18 protein-coding genes and 1 pseudogene are annotated in these 17,985 nt (G+C 35.4%); all 19 read left to right on the top strand.

Annotated features, from left to right (window positions below):
- Nucleotides 1–142: 142 nt before the first annotated feature.
- Nucleotides 143–1,495: a sensor histidine kinase gene (locus BUA73_RS04495; protein WP_072902823.1), complete on the top strand. Its 1,353-nt coding sequence runs from the start codon at nt 143–145 to the stop codon at nt 1,493–1,495.
- A gap of 33 nt (nt 1,496–1,528) precedes the next feature.
- On the top strand, nt 1,529–2,473 hold the full coding sequence (locus BUA73_RS04490) for an MBL fold metallo-hydrolase (RefSeq protein WP_242942329.1): 945 nt from the start codon (nt 1,529–1,531) through the stop codon (nt 2,471–2,473).
- Between the two features lie 53 nt (nt 2,474–2,526).
- Nucleotides 2,527–2,724, top strand: coding sequence for a hypothetical protein (locus BUA73_RS04485; RefSeq protein WP_072902821.1), 198 nt, complete (start codon nt 2,527–2,529; stop codon nt 2,722–2,724).
- 241 nt (nt 2,725–2,965) lie between these two features.
- Nucleotides 2,966–3,199, top strand: coding sequence for an acyl carrier protein (gene acpP, locus BUA73_RS04480; RefSeq protein ID WP_072902819.1), 234 nt, complete (start codon nt 2,966–2,968; stop codon nt 3,197–3,199).
- A 45-nt stretch (nt 3,200–3,244) separates the two neighbouring features.
- Entirely contained in the window at nt 3,245–3,748 is a 504-nt protein-coding gene (locus BUA73_RS04475) for an acetyl-CoA carboxylase biotin carboxyl carrier protein (protein WP_072902817.1), read from the top strand.
- Nucleotides 3,741–5,066: pseudogene (accC, locus tag BUA73_RS14320) on the top strand (acetyl-CoA carboxylase biotin carboxylase subunit); the annotation flags it as partial. The gene BUA73_RS04475 and the pseudogene accC, both read left to right, overlap by 8 nt.
- Nucleotides 5,061–5,993: an acetyl-CoA carboxylase, carboxyltransferase subunit beta gene (gene accD / locus BUA73_RS14315; protein ID WP_242942331.1), complete on the top strand. Its 933-nt coding sequence runs from the start codon at nt 5,061–5,063 to the stop codon at nt 5,991–5,993. The pseudogene accC and the gene accD, both read left to right, overlap by 6 nt.
- Before the next feature lies 1 nt (nt 5,994).
- Nucleotides 5,995–6,819 carry an acetyl-CoA carboxylase carboxyltransferase subunit alpha gene (locus tag BUA73_RS04465; protein WP_242942328.1) on the top strand — a complete coding sequence of 275 codons (825 nt, stop codon included), beginning with the start codon at nt 5,995–5,997 and terminating at the stop codon, nt 6,817–6,819.
- Nucleotides 6,806–7,741: a beta-ketoacyl-ACP synthase III gene (locus BUA73_RS04460; RefSeq protein ID WP_072902811.1), complete on the top strand. Its 936-nt coding sequence runs from the start codon at nt 6,806–6,808 to the stop codon at nt 7,739–7,741. Before BUA73_RS04465 ends, BUA73_RS04460 begins: the two co-directional genes overlap by 14 nt.
- Nucleotides 7,742–7,754: 13 nt before the next feature.
- Nucleotides 7,755–8,687, top strand: a complete 933-nt coding sequence (locus tag BUA73_RS04455) for a nitronate monooxygenase (RefSeq protein ID WP_072902809.1) — start codon at nt 7,755–7,757, stop codon at nt 8,685–8,687.
- 4 nt (nt 8,688–8,691) lie between these two features.
- Nucleotides 8,692–9,753 carry an NAD(P)H-dependent flavin oxidoreductase gene (locus BUA73_RS04450; protein WP_072902874.1) on the top strand — a complete coding sequence of 354 codons (1,062 nt, stop codon included), beginning with the start codon at nt 8,692–8,694 and terminating at the stop codon, nt 9,751–9,753.
- 45 nt (nt 9,754–9,798) lie between these two features.
- Nucleotides 9,799–10,740: an ACP S-malonyltransferase gene (gene fabD, locus BUA73_RS04445; RefSeq protein WP_072902806.1), complete on the top strand. Its 942-nt coding sequence runs from the start codon at nt 9,799–9,801 to the stop codon at nt 10,738–10,740.
- On the top strand, nt 10,730–11,467 hold the full coding sequence (gene fabG, locus BUA73_RS04440; protein ID WP_072902804.1) for a 3-oxoacyl-[acyl-carrier-protein] reductase: 738 nt from the start codon (nt 10,730–10,732) through the stop codon (nt 11,465–11,467). The genes fabD and fabG overlap by 11 nt, the downstream gene beginning before the upstream one ends.
- Nucleotides 11,468–11,490: 23 nt before the next feature.
- A complete protein-coding gene (gene fabF, locus BUA73_RS04435) occupies nt 11,491–12,729 on the top strand; it encodes a beta-ketoacyl-ACP synthase II (protein ID WP_072902801.1) in 1,239 nt (412 codons plus the stop codon).
- A gap of 27 nt (nt 12,730–12,756) precedes the next feature.
- Nucleotides 12,757–13,182, top strand: coding sequence for a 3-hydroxyacyl-ACP dehydratase FabZ (gene fabZ, locus BUA73_RS04430; RefSeq protein ID WP_072902799.1), 426 nt, complete (start codon nt 12,757–12,759; stop codon nt 13,180–13,182).
- 207 nt (nt 13,183–13,389) lie between these two features.
- On the top strand, nt 13,390–13,890 hold the full coding sequence (locus tag BUA73_RS04425) for a MarR family winged helix-turn-helix transcriptional regulator (RefSeq protein WP_072902796.1): 501 nt from the start codon (nt 13,390–13,392) through the stop codon (nt 13,888–13,890).
- A gap of 368 nt (nt 13,891–14,258) precedes the next feature.
- Nucleotides 14,259–15,944 carry a methyl-accepting chemotaxis protein gene (locus BUA73_RS04420; RefSeq protein WP_178139220.1) on the top strand — a complete coding sequence of 562 codons (1,686 nt, stop codon included), beginning with the start codon at nt 14,259–14,261 and terminating at the stop codon, nt 15,942–15,944.
- A gap of 244 nt (nt 15,945–16,188) precedes the next feature.
- Nucleotides 16,189–17,250 (top strand): pyridoxamine 5'-phosphate oxidase family protein, encoded by a 1,062-nt coding sequence (locus BUA73_RS14495; protein ID WP_084672051.1) that lies wholly within the window; start codon nt 16,189–16,191, stop codon nt 17,248–17,250.
- 282 nt (nt 17,251–17,532) lie between these two features.
- On the top strand, nt 17,533–17,940 hold the full coding sequence (locus BUA73_RS04405; protein WP_072902794.1) for an NUDIX domain-containing protein: 408 nt from the start codon (nt 17,533–17,535) through the stop codon (nt 17,938–17,940).
- Nucleotides 17,941–17,985: the final 45 nt, after the last annotated feature.

Genomic DNA, 17,985 nt, shown 5'->3' with positions numbered 1-17,985 from the left:
GGGAAAAGTGTTGTAAAATGTAGAATTTTGCAGCGCTTTTTTTCTATTTGGCGAAAAAACATATCCGAATTACGCTATGTTTATAGTATAATGTTATTAGATAAATTAATATAAAGTAAAACACAAATTAAGGGGGGAAAACATGCCATTAGTATTAGTTACCTCTTTTGTTACATGTTTATTTGTAATAATGGGGTTTTGTATTTTAAAAGATAAGAAGATAAGCTTCAAGGAAGGCGCAGTTCTTTTAATTACTCTTGTGTGCTTTTGGATCATAGGGTATATATTTAGAGATATATTTATAAATTTATGCTCTATTCCTATTGTGCTATTTTTGTATAATTATTTTCACGATAAAACTGTGAAGATTATACCCAATATTGTTTATAGTATATCTACTTTAATTATTTTTTTAGTAAGCGACATTATATCCAATTTAATATCCAATGTGCTTAGAAAGAGTATTTTAAGAGACTACAGGTGGGTTAGTCTGACCATTTATTTTTTATGTGCCTGTGCTGGTATACTTATTCTTTCCAATATATTTGGGAAAATCATCAAAGATTTTAGCAAAACTAAAATTAATGATAACAGCAAAAAAGTAAATAAGGTAAGGCTAATATACGTTTATGCTAATATTTTTATTTGCGGTGTTATGATAATAGGATCTTTTATCATAAATAAGATGGTAGTAAAAGCTGATGAAAACTATCTCATAAATCTTGTGATTTTTCTTTTTTCCATTTTATCTGCTGTATTCAGCGCCAATATGTACAACAAGTATTCCGTGAAGGAAATGGAAATAAAAAGGAAGAATGAAGAGATTCAAAGAATGGAAGAATATGCAGGGTATATGGAAGAGTTGTATACAAATATAAGGCAATTTAAGCATGATTACAAAAATATACTGATGTCCATGGAAGGATACATTGATTCTGGAGATTATGATGGCTTGGAAACATATTTTAGGGAGAGTATATTGCCTACACAACATTACATGGAGAAAAATGATTTCTTTGTAAAATTAAAAAATATAAAAATTTTACCATTTAAATCTATAATAATATCTAAACTCATGAAGGCGCAAAGTAATGGATGCAATTTATTTATTGACATTTCAGAGCCTGTGGACAAAATCCCCATGGAATACATTGATTGCATGAGGGTGTTTGGAATTCTTTTAGACAATGCCATAGAGGAGGCCCAAAAGACGATAAATAAAAATCTTAATTTTGGTATTATAAAAAAAGATAATAGTATGGTTTTTGTAGTTCAAAATAGTTGTGTTAAAAGAGTGGATGAAATTTATAAGTTGACACAAAAGGGCTATTCTACAAAGGAAAACGGCAGAGGAATAGGGTTATACAATTTAAAGAAAATAGTTAATGAGTACGACAATATAACCTTTAACTTAGAGTGTAGCGAGGATATGTTTACAGCAGAAATTTGGATGAGAACAAATATAAGTGAAAAAATAGATAAAAAGATTGTTTAAAAAGATATAATTAAAGTAAAGTGCAGAGAGGATGTGGGCGTTACGGACATTATTAATGCAAAGGGAAATACATTTTTTATTGATACAGGAATGACCTATGTTCCTTTTTATAAAATAGATGATGATAAAGTTATAATGTTAGATGCTGGATGGGCTAAGGGTGAACGGGAAGGTATAGAGGAAGCACTGCTTAAAGAGGGATTAAGGATAAAAGGTATAATTTGTAGCCATTTTCACATGGACCATGTTAGCAATTGTGGATATTTTAAAGAAAAATACGGTTGTATCATTGCTATGCCTGCTTATGAGGCTTTAATTTGCAGTTCTTCTTCAAATCTTAAGATGTATTATAATATGCAAACCCTCACTGAGGTGGAAACATATTATAGGGATTCAGTCTTTGAAACGGACATCATGGTTTCTGATCGTGATGAATGTATTAGCATGTTTAACGTAAAATTTCATGTTTTGCACCTACCGGGGCATAGTCCAGCTCAAATAGGAATAATTACACCAGACGATGTAGCATATATAGGTGATTCTCTTATCAGCTATGATGTGATGAAGGGGGCAAAAATGCCCTACGCTTATATTTTGTCTTTAGATCTAAAGACAAAGAATAGCCTTAAGAAGTTGCATAACTCTATGTATATAATAGCCCATAAAGGTGTTTATGATAATATAAATGAACTCATTGAGGACAATATTATGTTTTATAAGGACAGGGCAAGAGGGGTGTACTCTGTTATAAAAGGTTCTATGACTATAGAGGATATATTAAAGGCTGCAGTAGAAAAGTTCAATATACCCATCAAAAACAGTTACAAATACAATTTTATGCAAAGAATGGTGCGATCCTATGTTGAATACCTTAATGAGGCTGGAGTTATAAAACTTGAACTTAAGGATGGCTACCTTATGTACTCTAGAACTGATCCCAATATTACAGGAGAAAAGATCATGGAAATAAATCTGTAGTTTTAGAGAATCATATTCATAGTTTAATAAAAAATTGGAGAGGAGGGATTATTGTGGATTACATGAGAATGAGCTTTGAACAAGTAGTAGAGGTTATGAAAGAGCTAGAGAAAAAAAAGGAAGAGGGTACTTTAGATGAAAAGGGTCAAAAGGATTACATTGCCATTAAGGCATATCATATGAGCCTTGTAAAGAGCCACAGCTTTAATAAAAATAACATTTCTATGCCACCTGTAGGGCAAAGAGAATAAGATTTTAAACAGAAAATAAGAATTTCCTGCCAAAGTAAATTGGCAGGTTTTTTTGCGAATATCATGGTATAAAATAGAAAAAAATATAACAAATTTTTTTAAAAAATATTGACACTGATGTTTAATATGGTATAATGAATTAAAAATGTTTATTTAAATAAATTTAAATAAAGAAATTTATTTAAATCTTACTTAAATAGAAAACTAAAATTTAACAAATTAAAACCAGGGGGAAATTAATATGATATTTGAAGAAATAAAAGAAGTTATTGTGGATACACTAAGCTGTGATGAAAATGAGGTTAGGGAGGATACAAGGTTGATTGAAGACCTTGGAGCGGACTCTCTTGATGCAGTAGAGCTTAACATGGCGCTTGAGGATAAGTTAGGAGTAGAGATACCAGATGACTTATTGCTAAAAATAAAGACTGTAGGCGATATTGTAGAATACTACAAAAAAGAAAAGGGCGAATAATTTTTGCAGTGAGGGTAAATTTTTTTACCGAACTGGGAGGATCTTATGAATTATGAGAATATAAAAGATTTAGTTGTTTTATTTAATTCTATGGATATAGATTTGATGGAACTAAGGGAACAGGATTTTTCTATAAAGCTAGAGAAAAATAAAAGTTTGCTCAACACAAACAATGGGGATATTAGCCCCAATATGAGCTGTGAGGTAGAAAACAACAGAAAAATCAGCCTAAAGGAAAAGAATTTACGGGAATCAAAAGAAGAGAACAGTATAAAAGACAATGATGTAAAAGACAATAATTTGCAAAAGATAAAAGCTCCTCTAGTAGGAGTTTTTTATCAAAGTCAGGCACCGGGGCAACCGCCCTTTGTTGAAGTTGGCAAGTTCATAAAAAAAGGTGACGTAATTGGTATTATTGAAGCTATGAAAATGATAAATGAAATAAAAAGCCCATACACTGGTACCGTACGCTCCATATTAATATCCAATGAGCAGCTTATATCCTTTGATGAAGTGCTTATGGAAATAGAGGTAGAGAAAGATGTTTAAAAAGATACTCATTGCCAATAGAGGTGAAATTGCAATAAGAATAATCAGGGCGTGCAGAGATATGGGGATTGATACTGTGGCTGTATACTCTACAGCAGATAAAACAGCACTCCATTCTATGTTTGCCACTGAAGCAGTTTGTATAGGGCCACCCAAGGCAAAGGATAGCTATTTAAATATGAAAAACATACTCACTGTGGCAACGGAACTTGGGTGTGAAGCCATACACCCAGGCTTCGGTTTTTTATCTGAAAATAGCGAGTTCGCTAGACTGTGCCAAAAATCAGGAGTAAAGTTTATAGGCCCTAGTGGAGACGTAATGGATAAGATGGGCAACAAATCCATGGCGCGAAAGCTGATGAAAGAAAACAATGTTCCAGTAGTACCGGGTTCAGAGGGAACCGTGGATACTGTGGAGGAAGCAGAAAAGATAGCAGAAGAAATAGGATATCCTGTGCTTATAAAAGCCTCAGCGGGGGGCGGAGGCAGAGGGATGAGGAGAGTTAATTCAAAGGCAGAAATAGCTCAAGCCTTTATGTCTGCAAGGGCAGAGGCGGTAGCTTGCTTCAACAATGGTGAAATGTACATTGAGAAGCTAATAATAAATCCTAAACATATAGAGTTCCAAATACTAGCCGACAGCCACGGAAATGTGATCCACCTTGGAGAGAGAGATTGCTCTATGCAGAGAAGAAATCAAAAGATGGTAGAAGAAGCTCCAGCGAAATGTCTCACTGAAGAGCTTAGAAGAGAAATGGGTGAAGCCGCTGTTAGAGCGGGGATAGCATCGGGCTACGAATCGGCAGGTACAATAGAATTTATAGTAGACGAAAATAACAATTTTTATTTTATAGAGATGAATACAAGGATACAGGTTGAACACCCTATCACTGAGTTGATTACTGGGATAGATATTGTGAAACAACAGATAAGAATCGCATCAGGTCTTTCCCTGGACATAAATCAGGAAAATGTAACGTTTAGAGGTCATGCCATTGAGTGCAGAATAAATGCCGAAGATCCTAAGGAGAATTTCAAACCCTGTCCGGGAAAGATAAGCTTTTTGCATTTTTCACAGGGCAATGGGGTAAGGATAGATAGTGCCATATACAATGGGTACGAGACAAATCCATTTTATGATTCTATGATTGCAAAGGTGATTGTTCACGGAAATAATCGACTGGATGCCATTAGGAGGATGAGAAGAGCCTTAGAGGAAACTCTAATTGAAGGCATAGAAACAAATCAATCTTTTCAGCATCTGTTGATGTTTCATCCTGATTTTTTAAAGGGCAATTATAATACTGGTTTTATTGAAAACAATGCAGATAATATACTTGAGATAGATAAGAGAACGGCTGAAGCCGTAAAGGAATTTAAAGATCCTTTTAAAAGAAGAAAAGCTGAACTTGTATACCAAGCAAAGCTATTAAATAAATCAAAAACTATTGAAAAAAAGGAAATAGAAGGTGCTCTTTTTGAAAATTGTCCACACTGTGGAAAAACTTTTTCAGAGATATCTTTATTGGATTCTATGTATGTTTGCCCAGAATGTGATTATCATTTTAAGATATCGGCAAATTATAGAATAAGTTTAGTCCTCGATGAGGGCACTTTTAGAGAGATCAATGAGGACATTGTTGGAAGCAATCCTTTGGAATTTCCAGATTATGATGAAAAGATAAGAAAACTTCAAGAAAAAACTGGCCTTAAAGAGGGCGTAGTTACAGGCGTAGGTAAAATAAGTGGAGAAGCTGTGGTTGTAGCTGTGTTAGACAGTAGATTTATGATGGGAAGCATGGGTACTGCTGTGGGGGAAAAAATTACCTTAGCAATTGAGTACTCTACAAAACATATGTTGCCTATCATAATATTCTGCGCTAGTGGTGGAGCTAGAATGCAGGAGGGAATTTTCTCACTGGTGCAGATGTCAAAGACTTCTGCTGCACTAGAAAAGCATAAAAAGGCTGGTCTACTATATATATCAGTTCTCACCAATCCTACCACAGGAGGAGTAACTGCCAGCTTTGGAAGTCTTGGAGATATCATTATTGCAGAGCCAAAAGCCTTAATCGGTTTTGCTGGTCCTAGGGTAATCGAGCAAACCTTAAAACAGAAGCTTCCAGAGGGGTTCCAAAGTGCGGAATACCTTAAGGAACATGGGTTTATCGACAATATTGTACCTAGAAATAAAATTAAGCATGTTTTGTCATTGTTGCTAAAATTGCATGAAAGGAAGATGTGATATGTGTAATGTAAGTCCTTTTGAAAGAGTTAAATTGGCTAGGAATCCAGAACGACCAAACATAATGGCGTATATAGATAACTTATTCAATGACTTTTTCCCTTTAGATGGCGATAGATTGTGTGCTGACGATAAGAGTATCTTGTGTGGAATAGCATTTTATCACGGCATACCAGTGACGGTTATAGGGCACAGAAAAGGAAAAGATCTAGAAGAAAATATAAAATACAATTTCGGCATGCCAAACCCAGAAGGGTATAGGAAGGCTAGAAGAATCATGGAAGAGGCGGAGCGATTTGGCCGACCTATAATAACTTTTATTGATACTCCAGGAGCTTATCCAGGTATTGAAGCAGAAGCAAGGGGACAAGGTGAAGCCATAGCTCAATGCCTTGCCACTATGAGTGGTCTTAAGGTGCCTATTATATCCGTAGTTATTGGAGAAGGCGGTAGTGGAGGAGCCTTGGCTTTAGGTGTTGCAGATACTATGATAATGCTAGAAAACTCTATATTTTCGGTGTTGTCACCTGAAGGATTTGCATCGATTTTATGGAAAGACAGCTCAAAAAGCAAGGAGGCTTGTTCTTTGATGAAGCTTACGGCACAAGATTTATATCAGTACAATATAGCAGATTATATTGTACCTGAGCCTGATGGTGGAATACAAGTAAATCCTATAAACGTATACGAAAAATTAGATGAAGTAATATATGGCGAGATAAAAAAATTAAGAAACATAGATAGAAATAAACTTGTGCAGAGAAGATATAAAAAATTGAGAAGTATGGGAAATGCTCTGGAAAGGAATGTAAATGAAAGGAATTAGGATTGTTGGAGTAGGATCATATGTGCCTAAAAAATCCGTCAGCAATGAAGATATGAGCAAAATTGTAGATACCAGTGATGAGTGGATAAGGTCTAGGACTGGCATTGGGAGGCGTTATTTTGCTAATGAGGAAAGCAATGCGGAACTGGCTGCAAAGGCTGGAATTAAGGCAATGGAAAGCTCGGGCATAGATAAAGATAAAATATGCTGTGTTATAGTGGCAACTTTTACGCCGGATAATTACACCCCCTCTGTTGCTTCTGAAGTCCATGGTCTCCTTGGACTTCCACGGGAGGCAATGGCTTTTGATTTAAACGCCGCGTGCACAGGATTTATATACTCATTGCAAGTTGCTAAGGGGCTTTTAGCAGAAAATCAGGATAAATTCGCTCTTATCATAGGGAGCGAAGTAATATCAAGGGTTCTGGATTTTACAGACAGAACAACTTGTGTATTGTTTGGTGATGGCGCTGGTGCTGCCGTTGTAAAGTACTGCGCAGAAAGTCAGATGTATTCTGTAAATGGATGTAAAAGTAATTTCGATGTTTTGTATTGCAAGAATAATTCTGAAGAAAAAGGTATAAAAATGATAGGCTCAGAGGTATTTAAGTTTGCCGTGGAATCTATTGAAGAAAGCTTACACTCTTTGGCCAAAGAATCTGGAATAAGTTTAAACGATATAGATTATATTGTTTGTCATCAAGCCAATGAAAGGATTATATCTAGGGTACAAAAAAATCTAAATTTGTCTAAGGAAAAGTTTTTTATGGATGTAGAAGAATACGGCAATACATCGGCAGCTAGCATTCCTATAGCAATAGATGATATGAATAAAAAGAATATGTTGAATAGAGGAGATAAGGTAATCATGGTGGGCTTTGGAGCGGGTCTCCTTTGGAGCGGATTACTAATTGAATGGTAAGGTGGAGATGCGTATGAGATTAAATGAAATATTAGGCATAAAATACCCAATAATACAAGGGGGCATGGCAAATATAGCCACTGGCGAGTTTGCAGCGGCAGTATCTAACACTGGAGCCCTTGGAATAATCGGCTCTGGAGCTATGGATGGAGAAACATTGAGAACACATATAAGAGCGTGCAAAGAGAGAACGGACAAACCCTTTGGAGTAAATCTCATGTTGATGAACCCACTGTCAGATGATCTTGCAAGGGTTATTGTAGAGGAGAATGTTCCAGTGGTCACCACTGGCGCTGGAAGTCCATCAAAATATATTGAACAATGGAAAGCTCAGGGTATTAAGATTTTTCCAGTAGTTGCTTGTGTAGCTCAGGCAATCCGCATGGAGAGGTACGGTGTGGACGGCATTATTGCAGAAGGAACAGAGGCTGGAGGCCATGTGGGAGAACTGACCACTATGACTTTAATTCCTCAAATTGTGGAAAATGTAAGTTTACCTGTGGTAGCTGCAGGAGGAATAGCCAATGGCAAACAAATGTTGGCAACTCGTATTTTAGGAGCTTGTGGTGTGCAGATGGGGACGGCTTTGTTAGTAAGCGAGGAGTGTCCTATCCATATAAATTATAAAAATGCATTGATTGAAGCAAAGGATACAGATACCATGGTGACGGGAAGGATATCGGGAAGTCCCGTAAGAGCTTTAAAAAACTCCATGACTAGAGAGTATATTTCCCTGGAGAAAAAGGGCGTTACTGGAGTGGAACTGGAGAAAATCGCCATAGGTGGACTGAAGAGAGCTGCTTTTCAAGGTGATGTAAAGAATGGTTCAGTGATGGCTGGTCAGGTATGTGGACAACTAAAGGAAATAAAATCTCTTAAAGAAATATTTGAAAGGATTACTGAGGAGTATAAGTTGGAGCTTCAGAAAATTTGTGGAGATGAATAAAAAGATGAAAATTGGAAACAGAGAGTTGCAAATTCCCATAGTCCAAGGAGGAATGGGAATCGGTATTTCTCTTGGGAACCTGGCAGGTGCAGTGGCGGCTTGCGGTGGTATGGGAGTAATTTCAGCAGCTAATCCTGGCTTTGATGAAGAGGATTTCTGGACAAATTCAAGGGAAGCTAATACAAGGGCCCTTAAACGGGAGATTAAAAAGGCAAAAAAGCTTTCAGGTGGTCGGGGTATGATAGGTGTTAACATAATGGTTGCCATGGAAGATTATGAACTTTTGGTGAGGGATTGTATTGATGCTGGAGCTGATTGCATAATTTCAGGGGCAGGGCTTCCAAAGTCACTGCCAGAGATGACAGCAGGTGCTGATATTCTTATAGCACCAATAATCTCTAGTGCCCGTGGGGTTCACACTATCTGTAAACTTTGGAAGAGAAGATACAATAGACTACCAGATTTTGTTGTGGTGGAAGGAAGTAAAGCTGGAGGACATCTTGGCTTCTCAAGGGAGGAGTTGTTGGACAACAAATCACAGTCTTTAGAGGAAATATATAAGGAAGTAAGGGAAATGGTGGACTCTTTTCAAGGAGAGGATTCTAAATACATTCCAATAGTTGTAGCTGGAGGAATAAGCTATGATGAGGATGTAAAAAAGTACCTTGATCTTGGTGCAAATGCGGTGCAGGTTGCTACAAGGTTTATCGCCACTGAAGAGTGTGATGCTTCTAAAGGATACAAGGATATTGTAATAAATGCAACTAAAGAAGACATTAGAATAGTTCAAAGTCCTGTAGGCATGCCGGGGAGGGCCTTATACACTCCACTTATACAGCGGATGGAGAAAGAAAAGAATATAAGACATGAAAGATGCATCAATTGTATTGTTCCATGCAATCCTTCAACTACACCTTATTGCATAACTAAAGCCTTAATTGAAGCGCAACATGGGAACTATGAAGAAGGATTGTTTTTTGTAGGTGCAGAAGGGTATAAAATGGACAAAATTGTAAAAGTTCATGATGTCATAGATGAATTGATGGGCAAGGTCAATGATTATTAAGTATTATGAGATGATTTTGCTTAGGTTAAAAGTGAGGATATGAATATGAAAACAGCATTTGTATATGCAGGTCAGGGAAGTCAAAAGGAAGGCATGGGTAGTGATTTATACAATAAGTATGAGACTTTCAAAAACGCCTTTGATAGTGTGGACTATGATGGTGGTAAACTTAAAAATCTTTGTTTTCATGGTAGTGAAGCAGAATTGGCGGATACCAGGAATACACAACCCGCTATGGTTGCTTTTGCTTATGCTATGACACAGCTTTTAAAATCTTGCAATATAACTCCTAGCATGGTGGCAGGTCTAAGTCTTGGAGAGTATTCAGCTTTAAGTGCAGCGGGGGCCATGAAGGGTGAAACGGCAGTAAGACTAGCAGCCTTTAGGGGCAATGCCATGGCAGATGCAGTTATGGGCCTTCATAGTAAAATGGTGGCAGTACTTAAATTGGATAGAGAAAAACTCCGTCAAATATGTAGAGAAGCTTCCCGCTATGGCGTAGTGGAGATAGCAAATTATAACTGCCCTGGGCAGCTAGTAATAGCAGGTGAAGCAGAGGCTGTGGATAAAGCTTCCGAAATGTGTATGAGTGAAGGGGCAAAAAGGTGCATTCCATTGAATGTAAGCGGACCATTTCACACATCTCTTTTAAAAATAGCGGGAGATAAACTTGCAGAGAAGTTTAAATCCATGGAATTCAGAGAAATGAATATACCTGTTGTTTTTAATGTAACTGGTAGAACAATAGGCAGTGGTGAAACTATAAAGGAACTTTTGGAAAGACAAGTACAGAGCAGTGTCTATTTTGAAGATAGTGTAAGATACATGATAGGCTGTGGGATAGATAATATCATTGAAATAGGACCGGGAAAGGTTCTATCAGGGTTTATAAAGAAAATAGACCCTTCAGTGAATACCTTTGCTGTGGAAAATTGCGAGGATTTTGAGGATTTAAAGGATAGGTGGGGTGAGATAAATGGAAAGTAGAGTAGCGGTGGTTACTGGCGGAAGCAGAGGTATTGGAAAAGCTGTAGCCATTGAATTGGCGGGAAAGGGCTTCAATATAGTTGTAAACTATTCTTCTAGGGAAGAAAAGGCTATGGAAGTTGTAAAGCAGTGCCAGGAATTTGGAGTAAAAGCTATGGCTATAAAGGCCAATGTAAGTGTAGACACTGAGTGTAAAGCTATGATAGACGCGGTTGTAGAGAATTTTGGAAGAATAGATGTACTTGTGAATAATGCAGGAATCACAAGGGATAACTTGATTATGAGAATGTCAGAAGAGGAATTTGACCAGGTTATAGATACCAACCTTAAAGGAGCGTTTTTGTGCATTAAAAATGTATGTAGGATAATGATGAAACAGAGATATGGCAGAATCATCAATATCAGCAGCGTGGTGGGTGTAAGAGGTAATGCAGGTCAAATTAATTATTCAGCTAGTAAAGCTGGAATAATCGGCATGACAAAGTCAGCTGCTAAGGAGCTAGCTAGCAGAAATATAACGGTAAATGCGGTGGCACCTGGTTTTATAAAGACTGATATGACAGCAATTTTAAAAGAGGATATACAAGATGCTATCTTAAAGCAAATTCCGCTAAACAAATTAGGTGAAGCACATCATGTGGCTAGGGCGGTATCATTTTTTGCGGAAGAGTGCTCTGAGTATATAACAGGTCAGGTGTTGTGCGTAGATGGTGGCATGGCCATATAATCTGTATAAAGGAGAAAGAATACATGAATAGAAGAGTTGTGATAACAGGCATGGGAGCTATATCACCTATAGGCAATACAGCTGTAGAGATGTGGGAAAATGCCAAAAAGGGAGTTTGTGGCATAGGTCCTATAACTCGTTACGATACTTCGGAACAGAAGGTAAAATTGTGTGGTGAAGTTAAGGATTTTGATCCACTGAGTTATTTTGATAAAAAAGAAATCCGTACCATGGACAATTTTACACAGTACGCTGTTATAGCTGCAAGAGAAGCGGTAAAGCAAAGTGGAATTGAATTGCAAAATGAAGCTCCTTTTAGATGTGGAGTAATTATTTCTTCTGGAGTGGGAGGTCTTGAGATTATCGAGAGAGAGCATTCTAGGGGGTTAGAACGTGGTTTTGACAAGGTATCCCCATATTTTATTCCTATGTGTATATGCAATATGGCATCTGCCACAGTGGCTATAGAATTTGGATTCAAGGGCATTTGTTCATGTACAGTAACAGCTTGTGCTGGTGGAACCAATGCTATTGGAGATGCTTTTAGGCAAATAAGACATGGTTATAGTGATGTAATAATATGTGGAGGAACGGAGAGCACCATAACACCTCTTGCTTTAGGTGGGTTTACATCCTTAAGGGCTTTAAGTGAAAGCACAGATCCTAATAGGGCGTCTATTCCTTTTGACAAGGAAAGAGAAGGCTTTGTTTTGGGTGAAGGGGCTGGAGTAATTGTACTAGAGGATTATGAACATGCCATAAAAAGAGGGGCAAATATTTTAGGAGAAATTGTAGGGTATGGTGTTACTTGTGATGCATACCACATGACGTCTCCATTACCTGACGGCTCAGGTGCTGCAAAGTGCATGATGGAAGCCATCCACGATGCAGGTGAGACTCCTGATAAAGTAGACTATATCAATGCCCATGGTACTTCTACACCTTTAAATGATAAGGGCGAAACTCTTGCTATAAAAGCTGCCCTTGGAGAACATTGTAGGAAAGTAATGGTAAGCTCCACAAAATCTATGACAGGCCATTTGCTAGGCGCCGCAGGAGGAATAGAAGCTATACTTACAACAATGGCTATAAAAGAAGGCTTTGCTCCAGCTACTATAAATTATAAAGTTCCAGATGAGGATTGTGATCTTGATGTGGTTCCCAACCAGGGAAGAAAAGCAGATATAAAATTTGCCCTTTCCAATTCCCTAGGATTTGGTGGTCATAATGGCACACTGGCATTAAAAAAATATGAAAAATAAATATGATATATTAAGGGAGCGGATTTTATGGAACTGAATTCAAATGAAATACAAGAAATTCTTCCGCATAGATATCCATTCTTGCTGGTGGATAAAATATGTGACTATGAGCCAGGAAAATGGGCACAGGGCATAAAGTGTGTTTCAGTAAACGAAATGCAGTTTTGTGGCCATTTCCCTGAAAAGCATGTGATGCCAGGAGTTTTAATTATAGAAGCTTTAGCTCAAGTAGGGGCTATTGCCATATTGACGGAAGAAGAAAACAAAGGTAAAATAGTATTTTTTGGTGGTATTAAGAATGCCAGATTTAAGGCACAAGTTGTACCTGGAGACGTGTTAGAGCTGAAATGTGAGATAATTGCCCGTAAAGGCAATGTTGGATTTGGCAGTGCCGTGGCTACAGTAAATGGAAAAGTTGCTGCAAAAGCTGAGTTGTCTTTTGCTGTGGGCTAGAAATATTTTGTATAACAATTGAAAAGATAAGTATGCTTTAGTATAATATAAGTTATACGAAGAAAAATCTTGATTTATCATAAGCTTTAAGTTAACTTAAATCAGATTTTATTATCCAAAACGCATTTTATATTGCTTCTCAAGTATATTTATTGAAACAATAAATACGTGAATATTGGATAAATAATACTAGGATAGGTGTATGATATGTTACTTAATGTTTTTTTAGATGTTTATTCTAAATTTAAACTCCATTTTTATTCACAGGTATGCAGAAATTTTGAAACAAGAGAGGCAAGCTTGTCAACTTTAGAAGTTTTCTGTGCAGAGACAATATATGCATTGAACAAGCCTACCATAAACGAGTTTTCAACATTTTTACAGATATCACCTCCCAATGCTGCTTATAAAGTAAACTGCCTTGTGAAGAAGGGGTATGTAAAAAGAACACAGTCTGAGTTGGATAAGAGGGAATTTTATCTTGAGGTGACGGATAAATTCTTAAACTACTATGCTATAAATTACAATTATATAGGAGTAGTAATGGAGCGTATCAAAAATAGATTTCCACAGGAGGACCTAGATAAAATGGAGTATATGCTAGACGTTATATCAAAGGAACTGATGGAAGAAGTAAATATTAAGACAAAGGCTGATTACAGAGAAGAAATCCAAAGAGAAACGAGACGACACTTAGAAGAAAATTAATGACATGGGATTTCTGGACACTATAACAATAACGTAATTTTAAAAATGTGGTAATTACTTAAAAGTAGTTGCCGCATTTTTTAACAGTTACAGTCAGGAATCTACCTAATACTTAGAATAAGAAAAATAATAAAAGTTTGAAAATTGAGATTATAATTAGAAGGAATATTTTGATAGAAATTGTATTGTATGATTTTTATAATTAAATTAATAAATAAATTAAAGAATTATAAAAAAGTAGATAAGAGTATTAAATAAAAGTATTTTAAAAATAAACGCGAAAATTCATTTAAAATCGCTAAATATTGATAAAAATATTTTATAAAAATATGATAAAATATATAAAAAATATTTTGGAGAGAAAAATTATGGATGAAAAAAGAAAAATGGTAAGTGTATCACAGTTGATGAAAAACATGTCCAGAATTACTTCTATATCGCTGATAGTTAGTATGGTAGCTGCAATTTTAGTTTTAGGTATATCCTATAAAACAAGTAGCTTAAACTCTCAAAGATTAAAATTAAATACTTATAGTCAACAATTAAAAGATGGCTCTGATTATTTAACAGATCAAGTTAGATACTATGCCATTACAGGAGATGAAAAATATCTAGATAATTATAACAAAGAGGTAAATGAAACTAAAAGAAGAGACAAGGCTTTAGAAGAAATAAATAATATTGGAATAAAGACGGAGGAAAAAAATACAATTGAAGAAGCTTTAAATAAGTCCAATAAATTAGCAGAAAAAGAAACTAAAGCAATAGAATATGTTAAAAATGGGGAAAAAGATGGTGCAGAGAAAATACTTTTTGACAAAGAGTATTTTACTGATAAGGAAGAGATAGATAATTTAACAATAAAGTTTGCTGATATGATAGAAACAAGAGCTAATAATTCATCTAAAATATCACAAATAATATTAACTCTTTCTATAATAGTTTTAATAGTAATTTTAGCTATAATCTTAAGAATAAATGCACACTATAATAAAGAAATTAAATCAAAGGTAGTTGAACCTATAGAAATAATAAAAGATAAATTTATATTGTTATCACAGGGAAACCTTAATATTGAAGTTCCCATAGAAGAAAATGATACGGAATTAGGGCAGTTAGTATTTGCAGTAAAAAAGACACAAGGATTTTTAAAAGAATATATAGATGATATTGATTCTATATTAAACAAAATATCACAAAAAGACATGACAGTTACTATTGAAAAAGAGTATATAGGTGATTTTGTTAATATTAAAAATAGCTTAGAAAACATAATAATATATTTAAATAATAATTTTTTAGAGATCAGAGAAGCTATAGGGCAAGTTAACGGTGGTTCGGAGCAAGTATCAGCTACAGCACAAAGTCTATCTCAAGGTGCTACAGAGCAAGCAAGTGTAGTTGAAGAACTTTTAGCATCAATGAATGAAATAAATCAGCAAGTTCATGCAACGGCTCAACGTGCAAAGGATACAAATGATATTACTGAGGAATTAGCTGAAAACATAGAGAAGAGCAATGAGCAAATGGTGGACATGGTTAAAGCCATGGATGAAATTGAAAAAACATCAGCAGATATTAGTAGTATTATTAAGGCTATTGATGCCATAGCAGAGCAAACTAACTTATTAGCGCTTAATGCAGCTATAGAATCTGCAAGGGCAGGGGAAGCAGGACGAGGTTTTGCCGTAGTTGCAGATGAAGTTAGAAAACTAGCGGAACAAAGTTCAGAGGCTGTAAAGCAAACAGCAAAACTTATTGAATCAGAAATAAATGCTGTAAATAAGGGAAAGAATATAGCAGATGATACTGCCAGATCTCTAGAAAAAGTGGTTAAAAACATAAATCGAGTAACTGAAATAGTAAATGAAATAAAAGCTGATACCTTAGAACAATCGCAATCTATAAGCCAAGTAAATGCTGGAATAGATCAAATATCAGAGGTTGTACAATCGAACTCAGCTATAGCAGAAGAAAGTGCTGCGGCTAGTGAAGAGTTAACAGCACAGTCAGATACTTTAAATTCAATGGTGCAGGAATTTAAGTTAAGATAGTTGAAATAAAAAGGGCTTCAACCACGTGTTGAGCCCTTTTTATTGTACTTTTAGTTATTGCATTATCTTATAAAATATAAAATACCAAATAGAAGAATATGTTATAATATTCATATTATCAATAAAATATCAGGGGAGAAATAGTTATGCTAATAGTAAAATTGAACATTTATGGAATGGATATAAAAGCTTAATAATGAAGTAGAAAATAAGTATTATGATAAATAAGAGAGGTGTAGTATAAATGTTTAGAGAAATGCGTAGAAAAAAACAGGCATTATCAGTAGAAGATACCATTAAAGTTCTTAGCAAAGGCACGTCAGGTGTGCTAGCTTTGTCTGGTGATGATAGTTATCCTTATGCGGTGCCAATGAGTTATGTATACTGTGATTCAAAGGTATTTTTTCACTGTGCTCAAACTGGACACAAAATAGATGCTATTAAAAATAACCATAAAGCTTCTTTCTGTGTCATTGATGAAGATACTATAGTACCTGAAGAATATACTACTTATTTTCGCAGTGTCATTGCTTTTGGGAAAATTCGTGTTTTAGAGGAACCAACAGAAAAAAGGAAAGCTCTTGAAGTATTGGCAGCAAAATATTCGCCAGATCAGGTGCAAGGACGTGAAGAAGAAATAGAGGGTAGCCTGCAACGCGTGTGCGTATTGGAATTGTGTATAGAACATATGTCTGGCAAAGAAGCCATAGAACTTGTAAAAAAGGATTTTAGAAAAACCTACGATGCTATTCCAGAACAATTTGATAAATGGAGATCACGGTACTGCAATGAACTTTTTCATGATGTAATAGAATATGCAAAAATAGATGAAAGTAAATCAGTACTTGAGATTGGGCCAGGAACGGGGCAGGCCACAGAACCTTTTTTAAAAACTGGGTGTGATTACATGGCCATAGAGCTTGGAGAAAATTTTGTGGATTTCACAAAAAATAAATTTAATTCTTATGATAATTTCAATGTGGTACATGGGGATTTTGAAACTTATGACTTCGGAAACAAGAAATTTGATTTAATATACTCCGCAGCTACTATACAATGGATACCAGAAAAAATCGCATTCCCCAAGGTATATAATCTTTTGAAATCAGGTGGCACACTAGCTATGTTCATGACTCGTACAGATGAGAAAACACCCAATGGTGAATTGTATAACCAAATATTAAGAGTGTATGATAAGTATTTTCATGTAGAAACAAAATATACATGTAAATTAAAGTATGATAACGTTGTAAATTATGGCTTTATTGATTATAACTATTATGCAGTTATAGACGATATACCTTAAGTGAGATCATTAATTCAGTTATCGAAAACGAATTTATTCTCAATAGATTTCATGAGCATTCATCTTGGACAAATGAAAATGTGCCAGGAGAATTTACCATTTAGCAACGAAAAAGAATTAGAGATGCCTTCCATGTGGCTCTTTTGTATATAACAGTGATGGAAAAACAAAAAGCTAGCTTAAAGTAGGCTAGCTTTTTGTGAACAAGGAAGATTATAAAATCAGCGAATGATTTTAGAGAAGTATAAGAAATTTGTATAATAATCATGACGGAGGTATGTTATGCAGTATGAAGTTTCAAGTGGAGCAGTAGTATTTACACGCAAAGGCAAGGATATTTATTTTGTTATTGTTAAATCCTTAGAAGGGGTTTATGGATTTCCAAAAGGGCATATTGAAGGAAATGAGACTGAAGAAGAGACTGCGTTAAGGGAGATATATGAAGAAATAGGTGTAAAACCACAAATTCTTGCAGGGTTTAGGACAATTGATGAATATCCAATTATTAAAAAGAAAGATGTGATTAAAAGAATAATATATTTTGTTGCAGAGTATGATAACCAGCAACTATGTTATCAAGAAGAGGAGTTAGAAGGTGCTTATTTAATGACATATAAGGAAGCAATGAATGCTTTTCAATTTGAGAGTTCAAAAAGAATACTAAATGAAGCGAAGGAATTCATTGAATAAATATTATTAATATGAAATTAACGAAAGCGATTATCTTAAAATTAA

The sequence above is a fragment of the Hathewaya proteolytica DSM 3090 genome, from assembly GCF_900142225.1.
In the GTDB taxonomy this organism is placed as follows: domain Bacteria; phylum Bacillota; class Clostridia; order Clostridiales; family Clostridiaceae; genus Hathewaya; species Hathewaya proteolytica.
Note: the sequence above shows the minus strand (reverse complement) of the source record. Positions and strands in the feature narration are given on the sequence as shown.